Source organism: Chishuiella sp. (assembly GCF_032109125.1).
Lineage (GTDB): Bacteria > Bacteroidota > Bacteroidia > Flavobacteriales > Weeksellaceae > Empedobacter.
This window is the reverse complement of sequence record NZ_DAMCLZ010000013.1, coordinates 1-22,503: the sequence shown is the minus strand read 5'-3', so window position 1 is coordinate 22,503 and position 22,503 is coordinate 1. Positions and strand designations below refer to the sequence as shown.

Annotated in this window: 19 protein-coding genes; 11 read left to right on the top strand and 8 right to left on the bottom strand. The window is 27.6% G+C overall.

The features are described from left to right. The first annotated feature begins 7 nt into the window (after positions 1-7). The 7 genes from budA to RT575_RS12520 all read left to right on the top strand — a co-directional run bounded on the left by budA (position 8) and on the right by RT575_RS12520 (position 9,599). Positions 8-715 carry an acetolactate decarboxylase gene (gene budA / locus RT575_RS12550; protein ID WP_313581299.1) on the top strand — a complete coding sequence of 236 codons (708 nt, stop codon included), beginning with the start codon at positions 8-10 and terminating at the stop codon, positions 713-715. A 293-nt stretch (positions 716-1,008) separates the two neighbouring features. Beyond that, positions 1,009-1,338: a DUF6660 family protein gene (locus RT575_RS12545; protein WP_313581298.1), complete on the top strand. Its 330-nt coding sequence runs from the start codon at positions 1,009-1,011 to the stop codon at positions 1,336-1,338. A 127-nt stretch (positions 1,339-1,465) separates the two neighbouring features. Beyond that, complete coding sequence (locus RT575_RS12540; RefSeq protein ID WP_313581296.1) at positions 1,466-5,836, top strand: CusA/CzcA family heavy metal efflux RND transporter; 4,371 nt, start codon at positions 1,466-1,468, stop codon at positions 5,834-5,836. A gap of 1 nt (position 5,837) precedes the next feature. After that, the gene (locus tag RT575_RS12535; protein WP_313581294.1) at positions 5,838-7,130 is read left to right on the top strand and encodes an efflux RND transporter periplasmic adaptor subunit; all 1,293 of its coding nucleotides are present in this window, start codon (positions 5,838-5,840) and stop codon (positions 7,128-7,130) included. A 206-nt stretch (positions 7,131-7,336) separates the two neighbouring features. After that, a complete protein-coding gene (locus RT575_RS12530) occupies positions 7,337-7,669 on the top strand; it encodes a PadR family transcriptional regulator (protein WP_313581292.1) in 333 nt (110 codons plus the stop codon). A 2-nt stretch (positions 7,670-7,671) separates the two neighbouring features. Next, positions 7,672-8,274, top strand: coding sequence for an HAAS signaling domain-containing protein (locus tag RT575_RS12525; protein WP_313581290.1), 603 nt, complete (start codon positions 7,672-7,674; stop codon positions 8,272-8,274). Further along, positions 8,271-9,599, top strand: a complete 1,329-nt coding sequence (locus RT575_RS12520; protein WP_313581288.1) for a serine hydrolase domain-containing protein — start codon at positions 8,271-8,273, stop codon at positions 9,597-9,599. The genes RT575_RS12525 and RT575_RS12520 overlap by 4 nt, the downstream gene beginning before the upstream one ends. A gap of 88 nt (positions 9,600-9,687) precedes the next feature. Here the strand turns inward: RT575_RS12520 and dnaJ are convergent, their stop codons facing one another. The 8 genes from dnaJ to RT575_RS12480 all read right to left on the bottom strand — a co-directional run bounded on the left by dnaJ (position 9,688) and on the right by RT575_RS12480 (position 19,563). Next, positions 9,688-10,815: a molecular chaperone DnaJ gene (gene dnaJ, locus RT575_RS12515; protein WP_313385747.1), complete on the bottom strand. Its 1,128-nt coding sequence runs from the start codon at positions 10,813-10,815 to the stop codon at positions 9,688-9,690. Positions 10,816-10,833: 18 nt separating this feature from the next. Next, positions 10,834-11,442: a nucleotide exchange factor GrpE gene (locus RT575_RS12510; protein ID WP_313385749.1), complete on the bottom strand. Its 609-nt coding sequence runs from the start codon at positions 11,440-11,442 to the stop codon at positions 10,834-10,836. A 414-nt stretch (positions 11,443-11,856) separates the two neighbouring features. After that, a complete protein-coding gene (locus tag RT575_RS12505) occupies positions 11,857-12,393 on the bottom strand; it encodes a hypothetical protein (RefSeq protein ID WP_313581285.1) in 537 nt (178 codons plus the stop codon). Positions 12,394-12,449: 56 nt separating this feature from the next. Beyond that, positions 12,450-12,860, bottom strand: coding sequence for a hypothetical protein (locus RT575_RS12500; protein ID WP_313385752.1), 411 nt, complete (start codon positions 12,858-12,860; stop codon positions 12,450-12,452). Positions 12,861-13,053: 193 nt separating this feature from the next. Beyond that, positions 13,054-14,361, bottom strand: coding sequence for a HEPN domain-containing protein (locus tag RT575_RS12495; RefSeq protein WP_313581283.1), 1,308 nt, complete (start codon positions 14,359-14,361; stop codon positions 13,054-13,056). Positions 14,362-14,611: 250 nt separating this feature from the next. Continuing rightward, on the bottom strand, positions 14,612-14,959 hold the full coding sequence (locus tag RT575_RS12490; protein ID WP_313581281.1) for a hypothetical protein: 348 nt from the start codon (positions 14,957-14,959) through the stop codon (positions 14,612-14,614). A gap of 532 nt (positions 14,960-15,491) precedes the next feature. After that, positions 15,492-17,930, bottom strand: a complete 2,439-nt coding sequence (locus RT575_RS12485) for a carboxypeptidase-like regulatory domain-containing protein (protein WP_313581280.1) — start codon at positions 17,928-17,930, stop codon at positions 15,492-15,494. Further along, on the bottom strand, positions 17,878-19,563 hold the full coding sequence (locus RT575_RS12480) for a M23 family metallopeptidase (protein WP_313581278.1): 1,686 nt from the start codon (positions 19,561-19,563) through the stop codon (positions 17,878-17,880). Before RT575_RS12480 ends, RT575_RS12485 begins: the two co-directional genes overlap by 53 nt. A 331-nt stretch (positions 19,564-19,894) precedes the next feature. Between RT575_RS12480 and RT575_RS12475 the strand changes: the two genes are divergently transcribed. The 4 genes from RT575_RS12475 to RT575_RS12460 all read left to right on the top strand — a co-directional run bounded on the left by RT575_RS12475 (position 19,895) and on the right by RT575_RS12460 (position 22,444). After that, positions 19,895-20,548, top strand: a complete 654-nt coding sequence (locus RT575_RS12475) for a hypothetical protein (RefSeq protein ID WP_313581276.1) — start codon at positions 19,895-19,897, stop codon at positions 20,546-20,548. A 5-nt stretch (positions 20,549-20,553) separates the two neighbouring features. Further along, on the top strand, positions 20,554-21,225 hold the full coding sequence (locus RT575_RS12470; protein ID WP_313581274.1) for a hypothetical protein: 672 nt from the start codon (positions 20,554-20,556) through the stop codon (positions 21,223-21,225). Positions 21,226-21,238: 13 nt separating this feature from the next. Beyond that, complete coding sequence (locus RT575_RS12465) at positions 21,239-21,922, top strand: hypothetical protein (RefSeq protein ID WP_313581272.1); 684 nt, start codon at positions 21,239-21,241, stop codon at positions 21,920-21,922. 177 nt (positions 21,923-22,099) lie between these two features. Continuing rightward, positions 22,100-22,444, top strand: a complete 345-nt coding sequence (locus RT575_RS12460) for a hypothetical protein (RefSeq protein WP_313385767.1) — start codon at positions 22,100-22,102, stop codon at positions 22,442-22,444. Positions 22,445-22,503: the final 59 nt, after the last annotated feature.

The following is a 22,503-nucleotide window of genomic DNA, read 5'->3' as shown; positions in this document are numbered from 1 at the left end:
AAGAATTATGAAAAGAGCAAAATTATTTCAATTTTCTATTATGAATGGATTGTTGGAGGGATTATATGAAAGTGAAAAAACAATTGGAGAAATTGCAGAACATGGCGATTTTGGTTTAGGAACTTTTAATGGAATGGATGGAGAAATGGTAGCATATAATGGAGAATTTTATCAAATAAAAGCAGATGGAACTTCATCTAAAGCAAATATGTCTCAAAAAACACCATTTGCATCAGTTACTAATTTTAAAGCTGATATAGTACACGAAATTACAGAATCAATAAATAAAGAAGGTCTAGATCAATTGATGAAGCAGTTAACTCCTGGTCCAAATTTGTTTTATGCAATTCATTTGGAAGGATATTTTTCAACTGTACGTACAAGAACTGTTTCTAAACAGCATAAACCATATAAAAAATTTATGTTGGCAGTAAATGACCAAAAAGAATTTGTTTTTCATGATAAACAAGGGTTGTTAGCAGGTTTTTATTCACCAGATTATATGCAAGGAATTACTGTAGCAGGTTATCATTTACATTTTATTACAGAATTAAGAAATGGAGGTGGTCATACATTAGATTTTATGATGGAAAAAGGTAAAGTAGAAATTCAAATTTTAGAAGATTATGAAATTGAACTTCCTTCTAATGAAAAATTTATAAATGCAAATTTAGGAGGAGATAGAAGCAAAGAAATTGAGTTTACCGAAGGGTAAATTTATTACTTATATTTTTTTTAATTTAAATGAAAGGAAGTTAATCTTAATTGATTAGCTTCTTTTTAATTTTTCTTATGCGTTAGTGATTGCAATGAAAATCCTTTTATAAAAAATTGAATGACTAAAGTCTTATTTATATCTTTTTTATAAAAGATTGTAATGGAAAGCCCGACCTGAAAGGAACGCCCAAAAAATTTGTTTAATTTATTTTTATTTTGCAATCAAATTGCAGAATAATACATGTAGATTTGTGAAATAGAACTTATCAATTTTATATAGAATTTAAAAAAGTGAAATTAATTATATTCATATTAAGTATTTACATGTTGGCTTTATCTTTATCGCCATGCAATGATGCTTATAAAGAATTTAATAGAAATAGTACAAAAGAACAATCGAAAGTAGATGAAATAAAAAGTCAAGATATACATGAAGATTTTTGTAGTCCTTTTTGTTCATGTTCTTGTTGTGGTACAGTTGCTAGAACAGACTTTAACTTTAATTCTATAGAAATAAAAGAACCTAAATTTCAAATAACCGATAAGTTAAAGTTTCCATTAATAGATACTGATTTATATTCTCATTTCTACGGGAATATATGGCAACCGCCTAAAATATAATATTTTAAAATAGCTGTTATTATATATGTTTATGCCTTTGGATTCTCCTTAGGTAAACATATTCGTATGCTTCATTTATTAATGATTTGCTTACGGTTTTTATAGTAAACATTCATAAAATTTTAAAATGTTAGATAATATTATAAAGTTTAGTATCAAGAACAAGTTTGTTATTGGTATTTTAACTGTTGTTTGGATAATTTGGGGTGTGTGGAGTGCTCAGAAATTACCTATTGATGCAATACCTGACATCACTAATAATCAGGTTCAAATTATTACTTCAAGCCCAACTCTTGCAGGACAAGAAGTTGAACAATTTGTTACTTTTCCAATAGAGCAAAGTATTGCAAATGTGCCAGATATTGAAGAAATAAGAAGTATTTCAAGATTTGGTTTATCAGTTATTACTGTTGTTTTTAAAGAAAATGTAGATATTTATTTTGCTCGTCAGTTAATTGGTGAACGACTAAAACAAGCACAAGAAGAAATTCCACAAGGTGTCGGAATTCCAGAGCTTGCCCCTGTTAGTACTGGTTTAGGTGAAGTATACCAATATATTCTTCATCCGAAAAAAGGAAGTGAAAAGAAATATACTGCAAAAGATTTACGTACAATGCAAGATTGGATTGTAAGAAGACAGTTAAATGGAACACCTGGTGTAGCTGAAATAAATAGTTTTGGTGGTGAGTTGAAACAATACGAAGTTGCAATTAATCCCGATAAATTAAAAGCAATGGGAGTGAGTATTTTAGATGTTTTTACTGCACTAGAGAATAATAACCAAAATACTGGTGGTGCTTATATTGATAAAAAGCCTAATGCTTATTTTATAAGAGGTATCGGTCTTGTGACTTCTTTAAAAGATGTAGAAAATATTGCAGTAAAAAATGATGATGGAGGAAGTGTTCCAATTTTTGTAAAAGATGTGGCTAATGTTCGTTTTGGAAGTGCGATACGTTATGGGGCAATGACCTACAATGGACAAGTAGATGCTGTTGGTGGAGTTGTGATGATGCTGAAAGGAGAAAATTCTAATGAAGTTGTTAATAGGGTTAAGGATAAACTTCCAACAATTCAGAAATCTCTACCTGCAGATGTTGTTATAGAACCTTATTTGGATAGAACTGATCTTGTAGGAAGAGCAATAAAAACGATTGAAAAGAATTTAATTGAAGGTGCATTGATTGTAATTTTTGTTCTTGTTTTGTTTTTAGGAAATTTCCGTGCAGGTTTAATTGTTGCTTCAGCCATTCCGTTATCATTATTATTTGCACTTGGAATGATGAATGTATTTGGTGTAAGTGCCAATTTGATGAGTTTAGGTGCTATTGATTTTGGATTGATTGTCGATGGTTCTGTCATTATTGTAGAGGCTACTTTACATCATTTGGGATTAAATAAAAAAATACGAAGACTTACACAAAAAGAAATGGATGAAGAAGTTTTTCTTTCTGCTTCTAAAATTCGTAGTAGTGCAGCTTTCGGAGAAATAATAATTCTTATTGTTTATATTCCTATTTTAACGTTGGTTGGTGTTGAAGGCAAAATGTTTTCGCCTATGGCAAAAACAGTAGCTTTTGCAATTATAGGAGCGTTAATTCTTTCAATGACTTATATTCCGATGATGAGTGCTTTGTTTTTATCTAAAAACATAAATCCAAAACCTACATTCTCAGATAGAATAATGGATAAACTTTATAGTATATATAATCCTCTTTTAAGAAAAGCTATAAAAGTAAAATATATAATAGTAACAATTACGGTTACTACGTTTGTAATTTGTGCATTTATTTTTAGTCGTATGGGAGGTGAGTTTATTCCACAATTACAAGAAGGAGATTTTGCATATCATTGTATTTTACCACAAGGTAGTTCATTAAGTCAGAGTTTAGAAACATCTATGCAAGCATCTAGAATTATAAAAGAATTTGATGAGGTAAAAATGGTAATTGGTAAAACAGGATCTGCTGAAGTTCCTACAGATCCTATGCCACCCGAAGCAACGGACATGATGGTTATTCTAAAACCTCAAAATGAATGGAAAACAAAAAAAACTTATGATGAATTGGCGAATGAAATTTCAGAGAAATTAGAGGTTATTCCTGGTGTTTTCTTTGAAAAAAATCAACCAATACAAATGAGATTTAATGAGTTGATGACAGGGATTCGTCAGGATGTTGCGGTTAAAATATTTGGAGAAAATTTGGATTCGTTATCTATTTATGCAGATAAAGTTGGTAAAATTATTCAATCTATTGATGGGGCAACAGATCCACAAATTGAGCGTATAAGTGGTTTACCGCAAATAAATGTAGAATATGATAGAACACGTTTAGCAAATTATGGTTTAAGTGTTTTAGATGTAAATGATGCTTTAAGTACTGCTTTTGCAGGAAAGTCTGCAGGGCAAGTTTTCGAAAATGAACGTCGTTTTGATTTGGTTGTTCGTTTAGATAGTATAAATCGTACTAATATTAATGATGTTAATAACTTGATGTTGGCAACGAATAGTGGAAACCAAATTCCTCTTTCACAAGTTGCTAATATAAGTTACAAATTAGGACCAGCACAAATAAGTCGTGAAGAAGGTAAAAGAAGAATTGTTATTGGATTTAATGTAAAAAATAGGGACATAGCAAGTGTGGTTAAAGATATTCAATCTAAGTTAGACAAAGAGATAGTATTACCTCCAGGATATTATTTTACATATGGAGGGCAATTTGAAAATTTACAAGCAGCAAGTAAGCGTTTAATGATAGCAGTACCTATTTCGTTATTTTTAATTTTTATGTTATTGTATTTGACATTTAGATCAATGAAACAAGCTTTTCTAATTTTTACAGCTATTCCAATGAGTGCTATAGGAGGAGTTTTAGCTCTTTTAATTAGAGATATGCCTTTTAGTATTAGTGCCGGAATCGGTTTTATTGCTTTGTTTGGTGTTGCTGTTTTAAATGGGATTGTATTAATAGGAACATTTAATACTCTAGAAAAAGAAGGTATGACGGATGTTTATACTCGAGTATTTGAAGGAACAAAATCACGTCTTCGCCCTGTTTTGATGACAGCAGCAGTTGCTTCTTTTGGTTTTTTACCTATGGCGATAAGTACAAGTGCTGGCGCAGAAGTTCAAAAACCTTTAGCTACTGTTGTAATAGGAGGTTTAGTTACTGCTACATTTTTGACATTATTTGTTTTACCAATGTTATATATTATTTTTTGTACAACTAACTTCAATTTCAAACATAGAAGATTAAAACCTATAACATTTTTTATTGTAATTGGATTTTTGTTTTTAACAAGCACTACGAATGCTCAAACATCAAAACTATTAACATTAGATCAAGCCTTGGATATAGCCTTGAATAATAATGAGAGAATAAAATCAAAAAAATTAGATATTAGTTCGACTGAAGTATTAAAGAAAACAGCTAATGAATTACCAAAACTTGGATTTGAAGCACAACTAGGGCAATATAATAGCCCAAAGTTTGATCAATCTTATTCTATCTCTCAGAATATTCCATTTCCTACTTTGTTTAAAGCAAGAAAGGAACTTATACAGCAAGAAGTAAAAAGTAAAGAAATAGAGAAAGAAGTTTCTATTAATGAGATGGTGAAGCAAATACGTACGTTATATCAACAAATTGAATATTTAAATAATAACGAAACTAAATTAAATGAACTTGATCAATTATATCAGGATTTTATAAGAATAGCAACTGTAAGATATAATGCAGGTGATATTAAAAAAATCGAAATTAATACTGCTGAAACTCAGAAAGGAGAAATAAATCTTTTAATACAACAAAATGAAGTATTTCTTCAAAATGCCTATAAAAGCCTTAAAGTATTATTAAATACAGAGGAATCATTTGAAATTGTTGCTGATAAAAATTATGAACCATTAAAACTAGAAAATATTCTTGATAATTCTTTAATAGCAAATCACCCTTTAATTAGATCTTTATATCAAGAAATGGAGGTTTTAGAAAAATCTAAAAGTGTTGAAAAAGCAGAAGGTTTACCCGATTTTACTTTAGGCTATTCCAATCAGTCGCTAATTGGTATGCAGGATTTTAAATCTGGAGAAAGATATGCAAATTCAGGAAATAGATTCAGTTATGTAAATGTTGGAGTTTCTATTCCTTTAACTTTTGGAGCAACGAAAGCACGTATAAAATCTATTGATTATCAAAAACAAATGATAGAAAGTACAGTGAAATTTCAACAACAACAAATGTCTACAATTTTAAGTAATACAATTAGTCAATACCAACAAGATGTTAAACAGTTTTATTATTATAAAAATCAAGCATTACCTAATGCTGAAAAAATAGTAAAAGCCGCACAACTTGGTTATAAAACAGGAGAAATTTCATACGTAGAGTATCTTTTTGCTTTACAAACAGCAACGAATATTCAACTTAAATACTTAGAATCTATTCAAAAAGTAAATGAATCTGTCATTCAAATTAATTCTTTAATCAATCAATAAAATGAAAAATATAAAATATATAACTTTTGTTTCAATAATCACTTTGCTGTTATTTACGAATTGTAGACAAAAAGAAGTGAAGGAGGTTGAACCTAAAATAGAGGTTAAAAAAGATAATCATGAAGAAGAGCCAATAACAATTACAACGCTTATAGAAGAACAGATGAAAGCGGTAGGAGTAACGTTAGGAACGATAGAAAATAGAGATTTGATGGCAACGATAAAAGCTAACGGAAATCTTCGGGTTCCTAATAATAGTAAAGCTTCTGTAACATCTATTTATGGAGGTGTTATTAAATCTTTGCCTGTAGAAATTGGTGATTATATAAAGAAAGGTCAAATTGTTGCTACAATTTCGAATCCAGAATTTATTCAAATTCAGGAACAATATTTAACAGTTAGTAGTAAGATTACTTATGCAGAGCAAGAATATAATAGACAAACAGAATTATTTAATAATGATGCAGGAGCTAAAAAAAATCTTCAGAGTTCTACAACAGAATTAAAATCTTTGAAATCTCAACTTGCTTCATTAAAACGTCAATTACAATTAATGGGGATTAATCCAGCAAAAGTAAGTAATAAGAATTTTCAATCGGGATTAGTTATTACTTCTCCAATAAGTGGTTATGTAAGTAATGTTATTGCTCAGATTGGTAGTTATGTAGATATTTCTTCACCAATTGTAGAACTAATTGATAATAATTCTATTCATCTTGATTTACAGGTTTTTGAAAAAGATTTACCTAGAATGAGAGTTGGTCAAATTGTTCAATTTAGATTAACTAATAATCCTGAAATTGATTATAGAGCAAAAGTTTATAGTATAGGTTCATCATTTTCAAGTGATAGTAAAACTATTTCTGTGCATTGCGATGTTATAGGAAGTAAGCAAGGTCTTATTGATAATATGAATATCACAGGAATTGTAGGAATTGATAGATCAGCAACGCCTGCAGTTCCTAATGATGCTATTGTGGAAGCAGATGGTAAATTTTATATTTTTGTTCAAACCAATAAAAAAAATGAAGAACATAAAACTAAAGATAATGAGCATGATGAAGGAATAGAAGATCATGGACATGAATCTGAAAAAAATACTAATAAGAATGTAAAGAAACAATTGAAAAGTATAAATTTTGAAAAGATAGAAATAGTAAAAGGAACTTCAGAATTTGGATTTACTGGTATAACTCCTATAAATGATATTGGTAAAGATGTAAAAGTGGTGATTAAAGGAGCTTTTTTTATTAATGCAAAAATGAGTGATTCAGGAGGAGAACATGCTCATTAATTATTGAACATTTTAATTAAAATAGCTAAATTATTTAGTGTTATTTGAATCCGAAGGAGTAAAATTCTTCGGATTTTTTTACATATTATTTTATATCTAGGTTCATTTATAATGAGTTTTCTTATCTATTTTATTTATAAAACTATAAAAGTAATTATTTTATACAAAATACTTTGTTATACAAAATACTTTGTTATATTTGAATTATGAATGAGAATTTTAAAAATAAATGGATATCCCAATTAAAAAAAGGGACACTCTCTTATATTGTTTTAAATATACTTTCAGATGGAAAAGAATATTATGGATATGAATTAATTACCGGGATAAAAGAGTTAACAAGTATAGATATTGCCGAAGGAACTTTATATCCTTTACTTGTTAGGTTAAAAAACGAAGAACTTGTAGATTTTTCATGGAAAGAGCAAAAATCAGGTATTCCTCGAAAATATTATACAATTACCGAAGAAGGTAAATCTACTTTTCTTACGATGAAAGATTATTGGATTGATCTTAATAACACTATAAATAAATTATAATTATGAAATTTAAAGAAGTAAATTTTAATGATGAATCTGCCCAAAGAATATACATACAATATTTTGATAGAGTAAGAAATGTAATAAAAAGTCTTAGTAAAGAGAGCCAAAATGATATATTACTTGAAATTAATAGTCATATTTACGAATCATTATTGAATTCAAATAAAAGTGAGGTTGAAAATATTTTAGATGTCACAGAAAAACTTGGAAATCCAGAAGTATTCTTGAAAGAATTAGTTGGAGAAAAAAGATTATATGAAGCAACCAAATCTTTTAATCCTATAAAAATATTTAATGCTTTACTAATGAATATCACAAATGGAGTCTCTTATATTATTTTTTTAATACTTTATTTATCATTATTCTTTTTTATTTTTCTGAGTATTAAAAAGATATTAGATCCTAAGAATATAGGTTTTTATTATTTAAAAAATAAATTCTTTGTACTAGGTAAGCTAAAAAGTACTTCTTTCAATTATTATCAATACGAACAGCTTGGAAATTGGTTTATTCCTGTAATGATTATCTGTTCTATTACATTGTTTTTTATAATTACTCTCCTCCTTAGATTAAAGAAACAATTTCAAAAAACAATAATATGAATTATCTAAAATTTTTTGTTCTATCTGTAATTTTTAGTTTACCAAACAATACATCTTTTGGTCAAATTCAAACTATAGATACACTATCTCTTTCAAACTATTTTGAAGAGTTATCTTCCAATGATAAATTTATGGGAAGTGTGAGTTTATTAGCGAATGATAAAATTATTTATAGTAAATCATTTGGATATAGTGATATAGAATCAAAAATAAAAGCAAACAATACAACTGATTATAAAATAGGTTCTATTTCTAAGCTTTTTACTTCTGTACTGATTTTAAAAGCAATTGAAGATAAAAAATTGAATTTAGAAACTAAATTGAGTGATTTTTATCCCAAAATAATAAATGCTAATAAAATAACAATTAAAAGTTTATTGAACCATTCTAGTGGTATTTATAGCATAACTGATGATGAAGATTACTTAGATTGGAATACAAATAAAATATCAGAACAAGATGTTTTAAATAAAATAATGATTCATCAATCTTTGTTTGAGCCAAATTCGAAAAATGAATACAGTAATTCTAATTATATACTTTTATCATTTATATTACAAAAAATATATAAAACAGACTATGCTCATATTTTAGAAAAAAATATCATCAAGCCTCTAAAGTTAAAAAACACTTATTTTGGAATTTATAAAAAATCAAAATACACAACTAATTCTTATAGTTTTGGAAACGGTTGGGTAAAACAAAATGAAACACATTATTCTGTTCCATTAGGAGCAGGAGCAATAATAAGTAATTCGACAGATTTAGTTTTTTTTATAAATGATTTATTTAATCTGAAAATAATCAATAGAAAAAGTTTAGACACGATGCTAACATTCTCTAATAAATACGGATTAGGTATATTTGATATGTCTTTCGAAAATCATTTTGGAGTAGGGCATGATGGAGCAATTGATGGATACAAATCAATTGTGTCGATTTTTCCAAAAGAAAAAGTTTCTTATGCAGTAGTATCTAATGCATTAAACTATAATATAAATCTTATTTCAAGTACAATTTTAAATGCTATTTTTAATCATACTATTGAAATACCAAGTTTTGATGAAATTGTATTTACAGAAAAAGAATTAGATAAATTTCTAGGTGTTTTTTCAGGAAAAGGATTGCCTTTCAAAATTACTATTTCAAAAGAGAATTTAAAGCTTGTAGCCCAAGCAACAGGACAGGCTTCTTTACCATTAGATGCTATTCAAAAAAACGTTTTTACATTTGATAAAGCAGGTATAAAACTAACATTTAGTGAAAATGGAAAAAAAGTAGTTCTTACACAAGCTGGACATGAAATAGAATTAGAAAAAGAATAAGAATAAGTAAAATATAACTTTATTTTCAATACAAAATTTTTGAAAATAAAAAAACCAGCATTATATGCTGGTTTTTTATACTTTATATTTATTGAAACATATCTTTTACACGTTCAAAAAATGATTTTTCATTTTTCGAAGGCTCAGGAGAAAAATGATCATCATCTCTCATTTTCTCAAAGAAAGCTTCTTGTTCTTTAGAAAGATGAGTAGGAGTCCAAATGTTTACATGTACAAATAAATCTCCTTTACCATAACCATTTAAATCTGGTAAACCTTGACTTTTTAAACGTAAAACTTTTCCTGATTGAGTACCTTTTTCAATCTTGATCTTTACTTTTCCATTTACTGTAGGAATTTCTTTAGAAGAACCTAAAATAGCATCAGGAACAGAAACATATAAATCAAAATGAAGGTTGTTACCGTCACGTTTTAGTGTGTCGTGTTCTTCTTCTTCAATCAAAACAAGTAAATCTCCAGGAACACCATCAAAAGGAGCATCATTACCTTTTCCACGAACTTGTAATTGAATACCTTCTCTTGCTCCAGCAGGAATTTTAATATCTATTGTTTCTTCAACTTTTATTAAACCTTGGTTATTAGCACCAGATGGAATTTTATCAGCAACCTTACCAACACCTTGACATGTAGAACAAGTTGTAGCAGTTTGCATTTGTCCTAAGAAAGTATTTGTAACACGAACTTGTTGACCAGAACCACCACATGTAGGACACGTTTTAGAAGTAACTCCGTCGGCTTGTTTAAAACGTTTAACTTTCACTTTCTTTTCGCAACCGTTAACCATTTCTTCAAGATTCAGTTTTACACGAATACGTAAATCGGAACCTTTCATTCTACGAGGACCACGAGATTGACCTCCGCCAAATCCGCCGAAACCTCCGCCTCCGCCAAAAATATCACCGAAATGAGAGAAGATATCTTCCATATTCATTCCGCCTCCAGCACCGCCAAAACCTCCAGCGCCACCGCCCATTCCAGCATGACCAAATTGATCGTAACGGCTACGTTTTTGTTCGTCGCTTAATACTTCGTAAGCTTCAGCAGCTTCTTTAAATTTTTCTTCTGCCTCTTTGTCACCAGGATTTTTGTCAGGGTGATATTTTATAGCAAGTTTACGATAAGCTTTCTTGATGTGTTCTGAAGTTGCAGATTTTTCAACTTCTAATATTTCGTAATAATCTCTTTTAGATGACATTTTTTTTAATTCTTAATTTTATAGTCCAACAACAACTTTTGCATAACGTACAACTACGTCATTCAATAAATAACCTGTTTCTACAACATCAACAATTTTACCTTTTAAATCCTCTGTTGGAGCAGGGATTTGAGTAATTGCTTCGTGGAAATCAGTATTAAAATCGTCGCCAGCCTTTACTTCCATTTCTTTTAGACCTTTAGCACGTAAAGTCTCAGTTAATTTATTACTAATCAACTCAACTCCTTGGTATAAAGTATCATCTTCAGATTTCTGAATTTGATTTAATGCACGTCCAAAATCATCTAAAACAGGTAATAAAGATGTAATCACCTCTTTGTTAGCTGTCTTAAAAGTATCGATACGCTCGCGAGAAGTACGCTTCTTGAAGTTATCAAACTCAGCAAATAAACGTAAGTATTGATCTTTTTCTTTTGCTAATTGCTCTTTTACAATTTCTAATTCTGACTTTCCGACAGTCTCATTCTCTTTTTGATCTGAATTATTTTCAGTATCTTGAACGTTATCTTGTAGATTTTCGTTCTCTAATTCTTCATTTATATTTTGTTCAGACATATTCTTAGTTGTTTTGTTTCTGATAGAATCAAATAGTTTGCCAATGCGCATAGTGTGTCTTTTTGTCAGAATTCTATTTCTGAAAGCAGTTGCGAAATTAAGAAAATTATAATTAATGTAACCTTCATAATTATTTTTACAATTTGGGCAATCCCTTCGGGCCGCGCTTTTCGTTTCAATCTTTTTTTGATTGGTCATTGCATTGAGCGAATGTCGAAATGTATCCAATCAAAAAAGGATTTCCTCTTCAATCGCTATTGCAAATTAAGATTTGGGATGTTAGATTTTAGGAATAGATTATTTTTAATAAATTTTCTATTTTGTTAAGTTTTTATAAATAACTGTTTTATGTCAAATGGAGTGATTTTTTTCGAAAAGAAAAAGCAGAAAAATTCTATCGAAATCTAAGACAGAAAAAACTTTATTTATTATGTTTTATTGAGTTTTTAGAAATATTATTCTTCATTATTTTCTTACAAATATCTGTCTGTAATATTTGTTTAGCAAACCGTTTTCAGAATTTTGTTCAAGTATTAATTTTTCAACTCTCGGTTTTAATGTTTCATATTCGTTTTGTTGAATTTTTGTTCGATTTTCAATACTTCCTAAAAATACCATTTTATAAAAAGGGTTTTCAGAATCTAATTCGCAAGCTCTGCATAATAATTCTTGGCCTAATTCTTCTAATTCATCATAATCACCAAACTCATAAGGGAAAATTGAAATGGTATATCCTGTTATAAAATTAAACTCAGCTAAATTTTTAAATTTTTCAATCCCTAATTTTAATTCTTTATTCAGTTCTATATTTAAATTTTCATTTTTAATAATTGTAAAATTACCATTCACATCTTCAATCATTGACCAGAGAAAAAAGAAATAATATTTCCAAATTTTAAAATTTGTGGGATTTAAGTTTAAAAGAGATTTATAACTTATAAATGCTTCATTATATTTTTCTTTAGATTCAAGAATAAATATTTTTTCAAGATTTTTTTCCATTATGTCTTCTAAGATAAATTTTGAATTAATATTTGCTAATATCATTTTGTATGGGGTTATTTTTCCCAAGGATTTTTCATTTTTTCGAAATCAACCCATTCTTTTAATTTTGAAATTAAGCTAATTCCTGCAAAAGTGATAGTGTCTTCGTGAGTAATATAAATTACCCAATCTCCATTTTTGTTTGTAATGAATTTATCTGAACCAGAAATTTTTTCAATTTCAATCTTCTCTAAGGTAAACTTTTCATTGAAGTCATTTAAAACAATTATTGTTTCATTTTTTGTTTGAATAAAATTTTCAATAATTTTAATGTCATAGTTTTCTTTTAGCTTAGTATAATTAAAATAACATATTTCATTGTTTAAATTGACATCAATCGGATCATCTAAAGGAATCCAAAAAAATGGAATATTAATTTTCCATTTTTCATATAATTTTTTTTCTATTGTCAAATAATTTATCATTTTTAGTTTTTTTGATTTCTAAAAATTATTTTATTAATAATTAAACTTAAAAATATTGAAAATTAATAAAATTTAAAAACTAGTGGATGTTCTTATTTATAATAAAGATAATCCTTCAAAAAATAGCTTTTAAAAAAATGTGATTTTGTATCAAAAAATATAGTTGTGCAATAGTTAGCGATATTAACGGGGGTTATTTATTAAGGATTCCTCTATTATTACTATCTAATAAAAATTGTTCAATTTTTTCATTTTCAAATCCACAATAATTCAATATACAGCAAATAAGTAAAATACGTAGTTCTTTTGTTATTAGATAAAGTTCATAACCATCTAAGGTTTTAGGCTTTTCACTTTTATTCATGAAATGTGAATAATAATTACGAGAGTCTACAACAACTTGAATATCGATTTTTAATTTATTAATAAATTGTATGTTGTTGAATTCTTTAATAAGAGATTGAAGTCGTTGCCTTAATATCATTTGTTTTTGAATTCTAAATCTTGTATGAAAACCTTCTAGAGCTTGTACTATTATTAAAAAGTCTAAACTATCAAAAGTATTAGTAAAACTAATACTTTTGATAAGATGTTTCTTGATTGGTATTATATTAAAGTTATCACTATACCATTTTTGAATTATTCTTGGGAAATCTGTATTAATTTGAGAGTAATTGAATAAGAAATAATCATTTTTTGATGTATTATTATTTATTTTTTCTTCTGATTTATAATATAATTTTATTGGATGAAAAATTTTGTTTGATTTAATCATCTGATATTGTGATTCATCAATTAGAATAATATTGGATGCTTTTACAGTAGTTAAAGTTGCCAATGATATGAAATTTTCAAATTCAAAGATGTCATGAATAAAATCCTTAAATGAGACTTCATTTTTCTTATTTATTTTAAAATATGTATATTGTTCTAAAATTTTCTTTTCTGAATAATGTGATTCATTATAATCAACATTTTTTTTAATTTCTAAAATTGTATTATCGTTTAATATTACTGATGTTATTGGTTTATCGTTTTCTTCATAGTCAATAGAGACATTAATCTTTTTAATTCCTACATTTTTTTTATTGAATTGAATAGATTTTTTTATAGCTCCAGGATAGCACCAAGTGGTTAATAATGGCATAAGAATTTTTGATGATTTGAATCTCTTATCGTCGATATTGTCTATATGAATACCTACTAGGCAATATTGAATATTATAAAATGATAATGAAAATTCACAACCTAAATTTTGTTTTCCTTGTGAAGGAAAACAATTAATTAGAGATATTTTTTTTGCATCAGATGTTATACCCCAAATTATATCAATAGTTTCCCTTTCTAGAAAATTTATTATTGGATTTTCTGATTTACTAAAACTATCAAATAATTCCAACCTAATAGAATTATTAGGTTGATAATTTAATATTCCAGCAATTTTATTGTTAGGATTTGATGATATATACCAATAACCTTTATACTCAAATGATTCATTCATTTTCTGAAAATAATTTCTACTAATGAGGTCAAAGCTGTAAGCCTTTAGTAAATTTAATAAAAAAAACAGTTTTTGATGGGTAAAATAGGGTAGAAGTTCAATTTTTTACTAACCTAAAACAATAGTTTTTTATTATTTTCTAAATTTAAGAAAAAGTCAATATAAAAAGCTTTTGTGGATTAAAATGTACAAACTTTTAATTTATTGTTTAATCCATTATTTTACTAAAAAGATTTTATCTGGAGTCTTTTTAATTTTTTATTATTGGGATTGAGAAAGGATTATTATCATTTTTTTCACGAAACAAATCAATTGTGTTAAATTTTGAATTTATTTTACCATACTTGAATTGGAATTTCCTTTTATCAAAATCCTTGAAATGAATAGTATCGTTCTTAATTTCATAAAAACCTTTTGTTTTCTCTATTCCGAAACAGATACTTTCGTAAGTGAATTTATTATTTTGTTTTAATTTTATTGTTGATGTACAATTTGCTGATCCTTTAACTTGTGCAAAGTACAAATTTTTACCTTCAAATTTTTCAAAGTTTATTATTCCTGTTGGTTTTATAATGATTAAAAGTAAACTTAATGTCATAAATAGGAGCAAAAAGTTTCGCTTTTTATTAGTGAATTTATCTCTGCTTGAAATGTAAACTTGCCTTATCAGTTCAATAGACAAAATGAAAAATATCATAAAAAGAACAATAAAAATTGGAGAAATTAAAATTCCAAATTCTCCTTCCCAAAAATAACTTGTATTAATTATTAAAAACAATATAAGAGTTAATGTAAATTGTAATGGATATTCTTTTATCACGGTGTTTTTCTAAGGTTGAAGTTAACTTATATATCTATGTAAATATAGGGTACTTTTTTTACTATCTAAATTACAAAAACGATTGAAGTGGAAATCCTTTTTACGAAGCCTTTTAGCGAAGTAAAAAGATTGGGAACGAAAAGCGTTTCCCGAAGGGTTTGCGCAAATAATTTTATTTTTTATAAATCTAAAAGAATATGAAATTGAATAACGTTTTTTATAGTTGTTTTGAATATATTTCATAAAAAAAACACTTTCTGAAATAGAAAGTGTTTTATAGAAAATAAATATTTTTTTGATGAATGTATTTTTAGAATTTGAAATTTATTTTAGCATTAAAAAATCGACCTGTTAAATAGTTTGGCATGGTATAAACTGCTGGAGAATTAACGTCTCTAATCCATGAGTTACTGATTTGGTTTTTGATATCAAAAACATTAAAAACATCAACACCAATAGATACTTCTTTGAAATTACTCCAGAATGTACCTTTAGATGGTTTTAGTTCTTTTTGATTGACCAATTCTTTTACAAAACCAATATCAACACGCTTGTAGGCAGATAATGTAGTTTGATAATCGTAAGGATCAGAAAATTGAGGAGCGCCGTTTGGTAATCCAGAAGCATAAACCATATTTACATTTACCTTAAAAGAAGGTAAGAAATCCATGTAATCTTGGAAAAATGCAGAAAACTTAAACCTAGGATCAGTTGGTAAAGGAATATTTCCTCTGTTATCAATATTTTGATATGCTCTGGCATAAGATGCCGAAAACCAAGAGTCAATTCCAGGTACAAATTGTCCGTATAAACGCATATCCAATCCATAAGCATAACCTTTGGAATTGTTATCTGCTGTATATCGAATACGAACGTTATCTACATAATAAGGATTTAAATCTTGTAGTATTTTATAATACAATTCTGTTGTTAATTTAAAAGGACGATCCATCCATTTGAATTCATAATCGTTACCTGCAATAAAATGAATTGATTTTTGAGATTTTACTTTATCATTCAATGAACCATCTAATCGTCTTATTTCGCGATAGAATGGAGGTTGATAATAAATTCCTGTTGAAAAACGGAATAACATATCGCTTTTCCAATCGGGTTTTACTGCAATTTGTGCTCTTGGAGAAATGTCTGTTTCGTTGTTGAAATCCCAATAGGTTGTACGTAAGCCAGCATTTAAAAATACTTTTGTATCATTCCACATATATTTTCCAGTGTATTGCGCATAACCAGAAATACGATTGGTTTTTATATTGTTTTTTGAATTAACATAATATTGCAAATTAAGTCCATTGCTAGGAGTTGGTGTTACAACATATCCAGCAGAGTCTATAACTTGCCACTCGTTCCAAAGATCCCGAATATCTTCTTGCTGATATTTTAATCCCCATTCAATATTATTATTTCCATTTATTTTGTATTTACCTTTATGTTGTATTCCAGTAACAAGTGCATCGAAATTATTTCGTGCATGATCTAGTTGTGTACCAACATCTGTAGTTGAGGTTGCATTTCCTTTTTCATCAACTTCAGAAATAAAATAAGAACCTTGAATATCAAAATATTCTTGTTCTTTTGAATGATAAGCAAAAACATCCAAAGCTAAATCTACTTTAGAATTTGGTTGATAAGTAAATGATAAATTACCTGTTTCTGTACCATATTTATCATCTTCTTTACCATTGTAATAAACTGTTAATAATAATGGATTATCTGATCGATTGATGTAAGTATCACGTTTTATAGGAAACATTTCGTAACGAGAACGGGAAACAGTTCCTAGAAATGCAATGTTCCATTTATCATTCAGTTTATAGTTGATGTTGGTTTGTACATCATAATACTGTGGGTTGAAATTAGTATCACCTTTTAAAGTATTTAAAACTAAATTTCTATTCTGATAACGAGCTCCAATAATAGCGGAAAGTTTTTTGTTTTTTGAAGCTCCACCAATAGTAGCGCTTCCTCCCATAAGACTAGCTTCTAATTGTCCTTCTAGTTTTTGAGGGCGTTTGTAGGTTACGTCAAGTACAGAAGACATTTTATCACCATATTTAGCCTCCCATCCACCTGCAGAAAAATTAATAAATTCTGTCATATTTGGGTTTACAAAACTTAATCCTTCTTGTTGACCAGAACGAATAAGTTGAGGTTTGTAAACTTCCATTCCATTTACATAAATCAAATTTTCGTCATAATTACCTCCACGAACCATGTATTGAGAACTTAATTCAGTATTAGAATTTACGAAAGGTAATGTTTTCAATAGATCAGTTACTCCACCAGTAAGGCTTGGTCCTTGCTGCATTTGAGCAGCACTAAGACTTGTGCTTTGTAAAGGTTTATTACTATTGGATTGAAATGTAATAATAGCTTCATCTAATTCAATCGCCTTATTTTTATCAGGAACTAATTGAATAAATAATTGTTTTTTATTTTTATCTCTTAAACTAACTGTTTGTGCATAAGATAAATAATTATTGTAGTTAAATGTTACTGTTACAGATTGATTGGATGGTATATCTATTTTAAAATCTCCATCCTGATTTGTGAAATAAGACTTATCTGCTACAATAATTTCTGCTTTATCAATAGGTTTTTTATTTTCATCAACAATTTTTCCTGAAATTTGGGCTGTCTGTGCAAATAAAACTCCACCTAAAAGAGATAAACTTATTGTACTAAGAAATCTTTTTGAATGGAGCAGAGTAGGTTGCTGTATTGTTTTTTTCATCTCTAACGTTTAGTTCTAATTGATGGTCTCCAACCGATATTTGTTCTTTATTTAAATTGATTGTTAATCGTTTAATTTTTTGATCATATTCGGCTAATACCCATTTACCATCTATATAAGCTTTATAATCTTTTATTCCTGAATGTTCATCGTTTATTGTAAACCGAATGATTGAATTAGCATTAGAAAATTGACTATTTGCTTTGATGTTTAACGGAGTAATTGTTGGTTTAGTATTATCTATCATAACAGAAAAAACGCCAAACTCTTTCACATGACTTACAAGCTTACCATTTTTTAATTCTGTTGCTTCATAACTTTTTTTCCAAATACCTCTTTTTTGATATTCTCTTACAATAACAGCTTTATCAAGTTGTGCTGTTGGTATTTCAGGATTAGGAGTAATTACAATAGTGTAAGCGTTATGAACAGGTATATTATAGTCGCCTACCCAATGTTTGCCATTTTTAAAAAAATAACTTAAATCAAAGTCTTCATAAAAACTATTTTTAGGAAAAAATAACTCAATACCATCAGTTTTAAAATAATTTTCTTTATTCCAAAACATAGGGTTAGTCTGTGGAAGTTTTACAGAATCTATATATTCTTTTCCATTTACAGTAAATTGTTGAGAAGTAATATTTCCTGCATAATCAGAAACTTCTATTCTAATTTTATATGTTTTACCATTTTCTATTGTTAAAACTCCATTATTATTTAAATTAGAAAAAATACGAAGTGGATTTCCATCTTTTACAAAAGCTTGATATACCCAGCTATTATTTTTCTGAATGTCACCATAATCACAAACACTATTAATAGCTCTTACTTCATCAAAAGAAAAACGATTAGCTGTAAATGTATAAATAGGTTGTTCGTCAACAAAAACATTTAATTGATAGATACCGTTATTGTTTTCTGCTCCATTTAGCTTATCATAGGCTTTAACTCCAAAACCAATAGCTCCTGCTGCCGAAATTGTTCCGTTGTTAGATACAAGAATTCGATTTGTTTTTTCATTTACATTACCATAAATTGGGTAAGCATATAAGCTTAATATTGAGGGTTTTCTATTATCAGGAATATCAAATCCAAAATAAAATGGATTGATAGGTTCTTCTGATTTTGTATCTCTAATTTCAAAGTGTAAATGTGGACCACCAGAGCCACCAGAATTTCCAGAAAGAGCTATTGTATCACCAGATTTTATGGGGAAATCTTCTGGTTTTGGATAGACATCTATTTTAAAAGTTTCATGAGCATATTGTTGTTTACGTATATATTCTTGTATTTCTGGTGAAAATTCACGTAAATGAGCATAAACAGATGTATATCCATTTGGATGATCAATATACAGAGCATTACCATAGCCAGTGGGAGATATATTAATCCTAGAAATATAACCATCTCCAATTGCTTTAACCTTTAAACCTTCTCTTTGTTGAGTTTTTATATCCAATCCTGAATGAAAATGATTTGTTCTTAATTCTCCAAAATTAGCTGCTAAATAATTATTTATTTCTAAAGGATTTTGAAATGCATTTTTTGGATAAGTAATTGGATTTGGCTGTTCGGCTCGTTGTCCAAAAACAATAGAAGTTAAAATTAAGTTTAGAAAAATAGGTTTTATCACAATGAAGATTTTTATTAAATTTTTGCTAAAAATAAACTAAATCTTTTAAACTTATTTTTTTTACAATAAAAATAAGTTTTTATCTAGTAGAAGAGTAATTTATTAAGTATTTGACTAAATATTAAATGTTAAAAATAATCTTAAAATATATAGTTGTCTTATTTTTTTGTTAAGATTAAATTTCTTTTATCCATAAGTGTTTTCAATTAATTGAGGATTATTGTTGTTTTTATTTTTATAATTATTTACTAAATAATTATAAATTATTTTAATTATTTATTTTTTTTATTGTGCTGTAAATCAATACATTTGATAGGACTAAAATAAATTTATGATAAAGCAAATTACAAGCTTAGTTGTTTTTGCCACCTCCTATTTAATAAATGCACAGGTTGGTATTAATACAGAAAATCCACAGAGAACTTTCCATGTAAATGGAGAATTTCAAGTAACAAATGAAATTAACGTAGGAGGCACAGAAAGTACCAAAGGAGATCCTGGAGAAAATGGACAAATATTATTTTCTCAAGGTGAAAATAAACCTCCATTATGGGGAAATCTTGATGATATTAATGTTCCTGTAGAAGCAGGTTTTATTAATAAAAGTTCTTCACAATCAATTACAGCAAATGTAGCAACCCTTATTACATTTAATACAACTCTTCTAAACTTACAAAATTATGCTATTCCTCAACCCACTAATAATTCTAATTCTTTTAAAATAGTAAAATCAGGTTATTATCAAGTAACTTCTTATATTCACTATAATATTAATCAGTCAGGGACTGCAACGACTACATTGATTAAAAATAATTCTACAATTGTAAGTAATGTTTCAGGGTATTCGTCTTTAAGTAATATAGATCATAATACTACAAATACAATATTTTTAAATAAAGATGATAGTATAACTTTAAATGGAAAGTTTACATCTAATGCATCTGTTAGTATAGCAAGTTTATCTCTTCAATTTTTAGGAAATTAAAATATATGAAAAAAAAATATTCATTTATATTTTTGGCAAGCCTTAATTATTTTTGTTTTGCTCAAGTTGGAATCAATACCTCTTCACCAAAATCAACTCTTCATTTAAATGGAAGTTTACAAATTACGAAAGATTTAAATGTAGGAGGGACAGATACAAGTAGTGGTTATTCTGGTAAAGAAGGAGAAATATTAACGTCTAATGGAGTAGGTAAATCTCCAGAATGGATAGAACCAAATAAAATAAATATACCACAGGTTATAAATATATCAAATAGAACTACAACTGGTACTCTTGTCAATGCAAATACAGCGTGGAATATACAGTTTAATCATGTTGATCACGATTTATCAAGTTATATAACATATAATACTTCTAATTATACATTCATCATTAATAAATCAGGTTATTATTTAGTTAATTCGAATGCTAAGGCTACTATAATATGTGGTGCAAATAATGCTTGTGGAGGTACATATAAATTATCTTTATCTAGAAATGGAGCAGATATTTCGGCTAATAGTACAGGATATGATAGTACTAATAAAGAAATGCAAGAAAATTTAAGTACAACTACTTTTTTTAATAAAGGAGATATTATTAGAGTTGCTATTTCTTACACAAGAAATATGTATACAAATGAAGCTTCAGTGAGTTTTACTTATTTATCTGAATAAAAAAAAGTACATTATGAAAAATTGCAATAATTTATTAATATTATTATTTATTTTAATATTTAATGATTCCTATGCTCAGATTGGAATTAATACAAATACACCTCAAGAAGATCTGCATGTTAATGGAAATTTACAAGTTACTAAAGATATAATTTTAGGAGGAGATGCATCTAATAAAGGAAGTTCAGGGAATCAAAATGATGTTTTATCTTCACAAGGAGTAGGAAAAGCATCAAAATGGACTAAAATTGACGAAGTTTCAGTAATACCATATGTTATAGGAATATTTAATTTTCAATCCAATATGACAAATACTAGTGGAAGTACGACTCAAGTTAATTTTAACACTTTTACACCTATAAAAGATGATTATATTAATTTTAATGAAAATACTCATGAAATAACAATATCTAAAAAAGGATTTTATAGGTTTTATTCAAGTTTAGCAATAGATACAAGTCAAAATACACAAGGATATACTGCTGGTGAAGCAAGGTCATCTCTATTTAGAAATGACGTGTTATTAGTAGCAAAGTCAACTACTCATGGAGAAAGAACTTTAGTAGTTAATCATAATATTTATGGTATAGGTTATTTTAATGTAGGAGATAAATTAATTTTAAAAGTATATCGTTTTCAAAATTATCGTATCACTAGAGCTTCTTTAACATTATTATATTCTGGAGATAATGTCTAGCTTTTAATAATAGAAATAGAAAGTGTATAAAAATTTTTAATTTTATACACTTTTTTTTAAAACACTCCTTTTCAGAGGAATACCAAAAATCGAATAATAATTATTTTTTTATGTCGAAAGATGTAAAAAAAATGTTATTTTTGCAATAGAAGCTAGAATAATTGAAATTCTCAGGAGATGGAAAAAATGGAAAAATTTAATGAACTTGAAAACAAAGTTTTAAACCTTTTAGACCAACTAGAGAATTATAAAAATATATTAAAAGGTGCTGAAAACTCTATTCAAGAAGTTGAAAAATTGCAAAAGGAAATTGACTCTTTGAAAGATGACAACACTAGATTAAAAAATAAATTGAGAGATTCGCAAGCGAATAACTTACATTTAAATGAAGAGGTAAAACGATTAAAAGTCGTTAATGCAATGAGCGGAAATCAGGAGTATAAGCAAATGATGAAGCAGAGAATGAACAAATTAATAAAAGAAGTCGATACGTGCATCGCTCAAATTAAAACAAATAATTAAAAATAAAGAATGTCAACTCAACGAATTGAGATAAAAATTGCTTCACGTCATTACCCAAT

Excerpts from the sequence above, each read along its gene's own strand:
- RT575_RS12475 (WP_313581276.1), top strand. The coding sequence starts at position 19,895 with ATGATAAAGCAAATTACAAGCTTAGTTGTTTTTGCCACCTCCTATTTA.
- RT575_RS12520 (WP_313581288.1), top strand. The coding sequence starts at position 8,271 with ATGAATTATCTAAAATTTTTTGTTCTATCTGTAATTTTTAGTTTACCA.
- RT575_RS12540 (WP_313581296.1), top strand. The coding sequence starts at position 1,466 with ATGTTAGATAATATTATAAAGTTTAGTATCAAGAACAAGTTTGTTATT.
- RT575_RS12500 (WP_313385752.1), bottom strand. The coding sequence starts at position 12,860 with ATGATAAATTATTTGACAATAGAAAAAAAATTATATGAAAAATGGAAA.
- RT575_RS12490 (WP_313581281.1), bottom strand. The coding sequence starts at position 14,959 with ATGACATTAAGTTTACTTTTAATCATTATAAAACCAACAGGAATAATA.
- RT575_RS12470 (WP_313581274.1), top strand. The coding sequence starts at position 20,554 with ATGAAAAAAAAATATTCATTTATATTTTTGGCAAGCCTTAATTATTTT.
- RT575_RS12495 (WP_313581283.1), bottom strand. The coding sequence starts at position 14,361 with ATGAATGAATCATTTGAGTATAAAGGTTATTGGTATATATCATCAAAT.
- RT575_RS12525 (WP_313581290.1), top strand. The coding sequence starts at position 7,672 with ATGAAATTTAAAGAAGTAAATTTTAATGATGAATCTGCCCAAAGAATA.
- budA (WP_313581299.1), top strand. The coding sequence starts at position 8 with ATGAAAAGAGCAAAATTATTTCAATTTTCTATTATGAATGGATTGTTG.
- RT575_RS12505 (WP_313581285.1), bottom strand. The coding sequence starts at position 12,393 with ATGGAAAAAAATCTTGAAAAAATATTTATTCTTGAATCTAAAGAAAAA.
- RT575_RS12535 (WP_313581294.1), top strand. The coding sequence starts at position 5,838 with ATGAAAAATATAAAATATATAACTTTTGTTTCAATAATCACTTTGCTG.
- RT575_RS12485 (WP_313581280.1), bottom strand. The coding sequence starts at position 17,930 with ATGAAAAAAACAATACAGCAACCTACTCTGCTCCATTCAAAAAGATTT.
- RT575_RS12465 (WP_313581272.1), top strand. The coding sequence starts at position 21,239 with ATGAAAAATTGCAATAATTTATTAATATTATTATTTATTTTAATATTT.
- dnaJ (WP_313385747.1), bottom strand. The coding sequence starts at position 10,815 with ATGTCATCTAAAAGAGATTATTACGAAATATTAGAAGTTGAAAAATCT.
- RT575_RS12460 (WP_313385767.1), top strand. The coding sequence starts at position 22,100 with ATGGAAAAAATGGAAAAATTTAATGAACTTGAAAACAAAGTTTTAAAC.
- RT575_RS12510 (WP_313385749.1), bottom strand. The coding sequence starts at position 11,442 with ATGCGCATTGGCAAACTATTTGATTCTATCAGAAACAAAACAACTAAG.
- RT575_RS12530 (WP_313581292.1), top strand. The coding sequence starts at position 7,337 with ATGAATGAGAATTTTAAAAATAAATGGATATCCCAATTAAAAAAAGGG.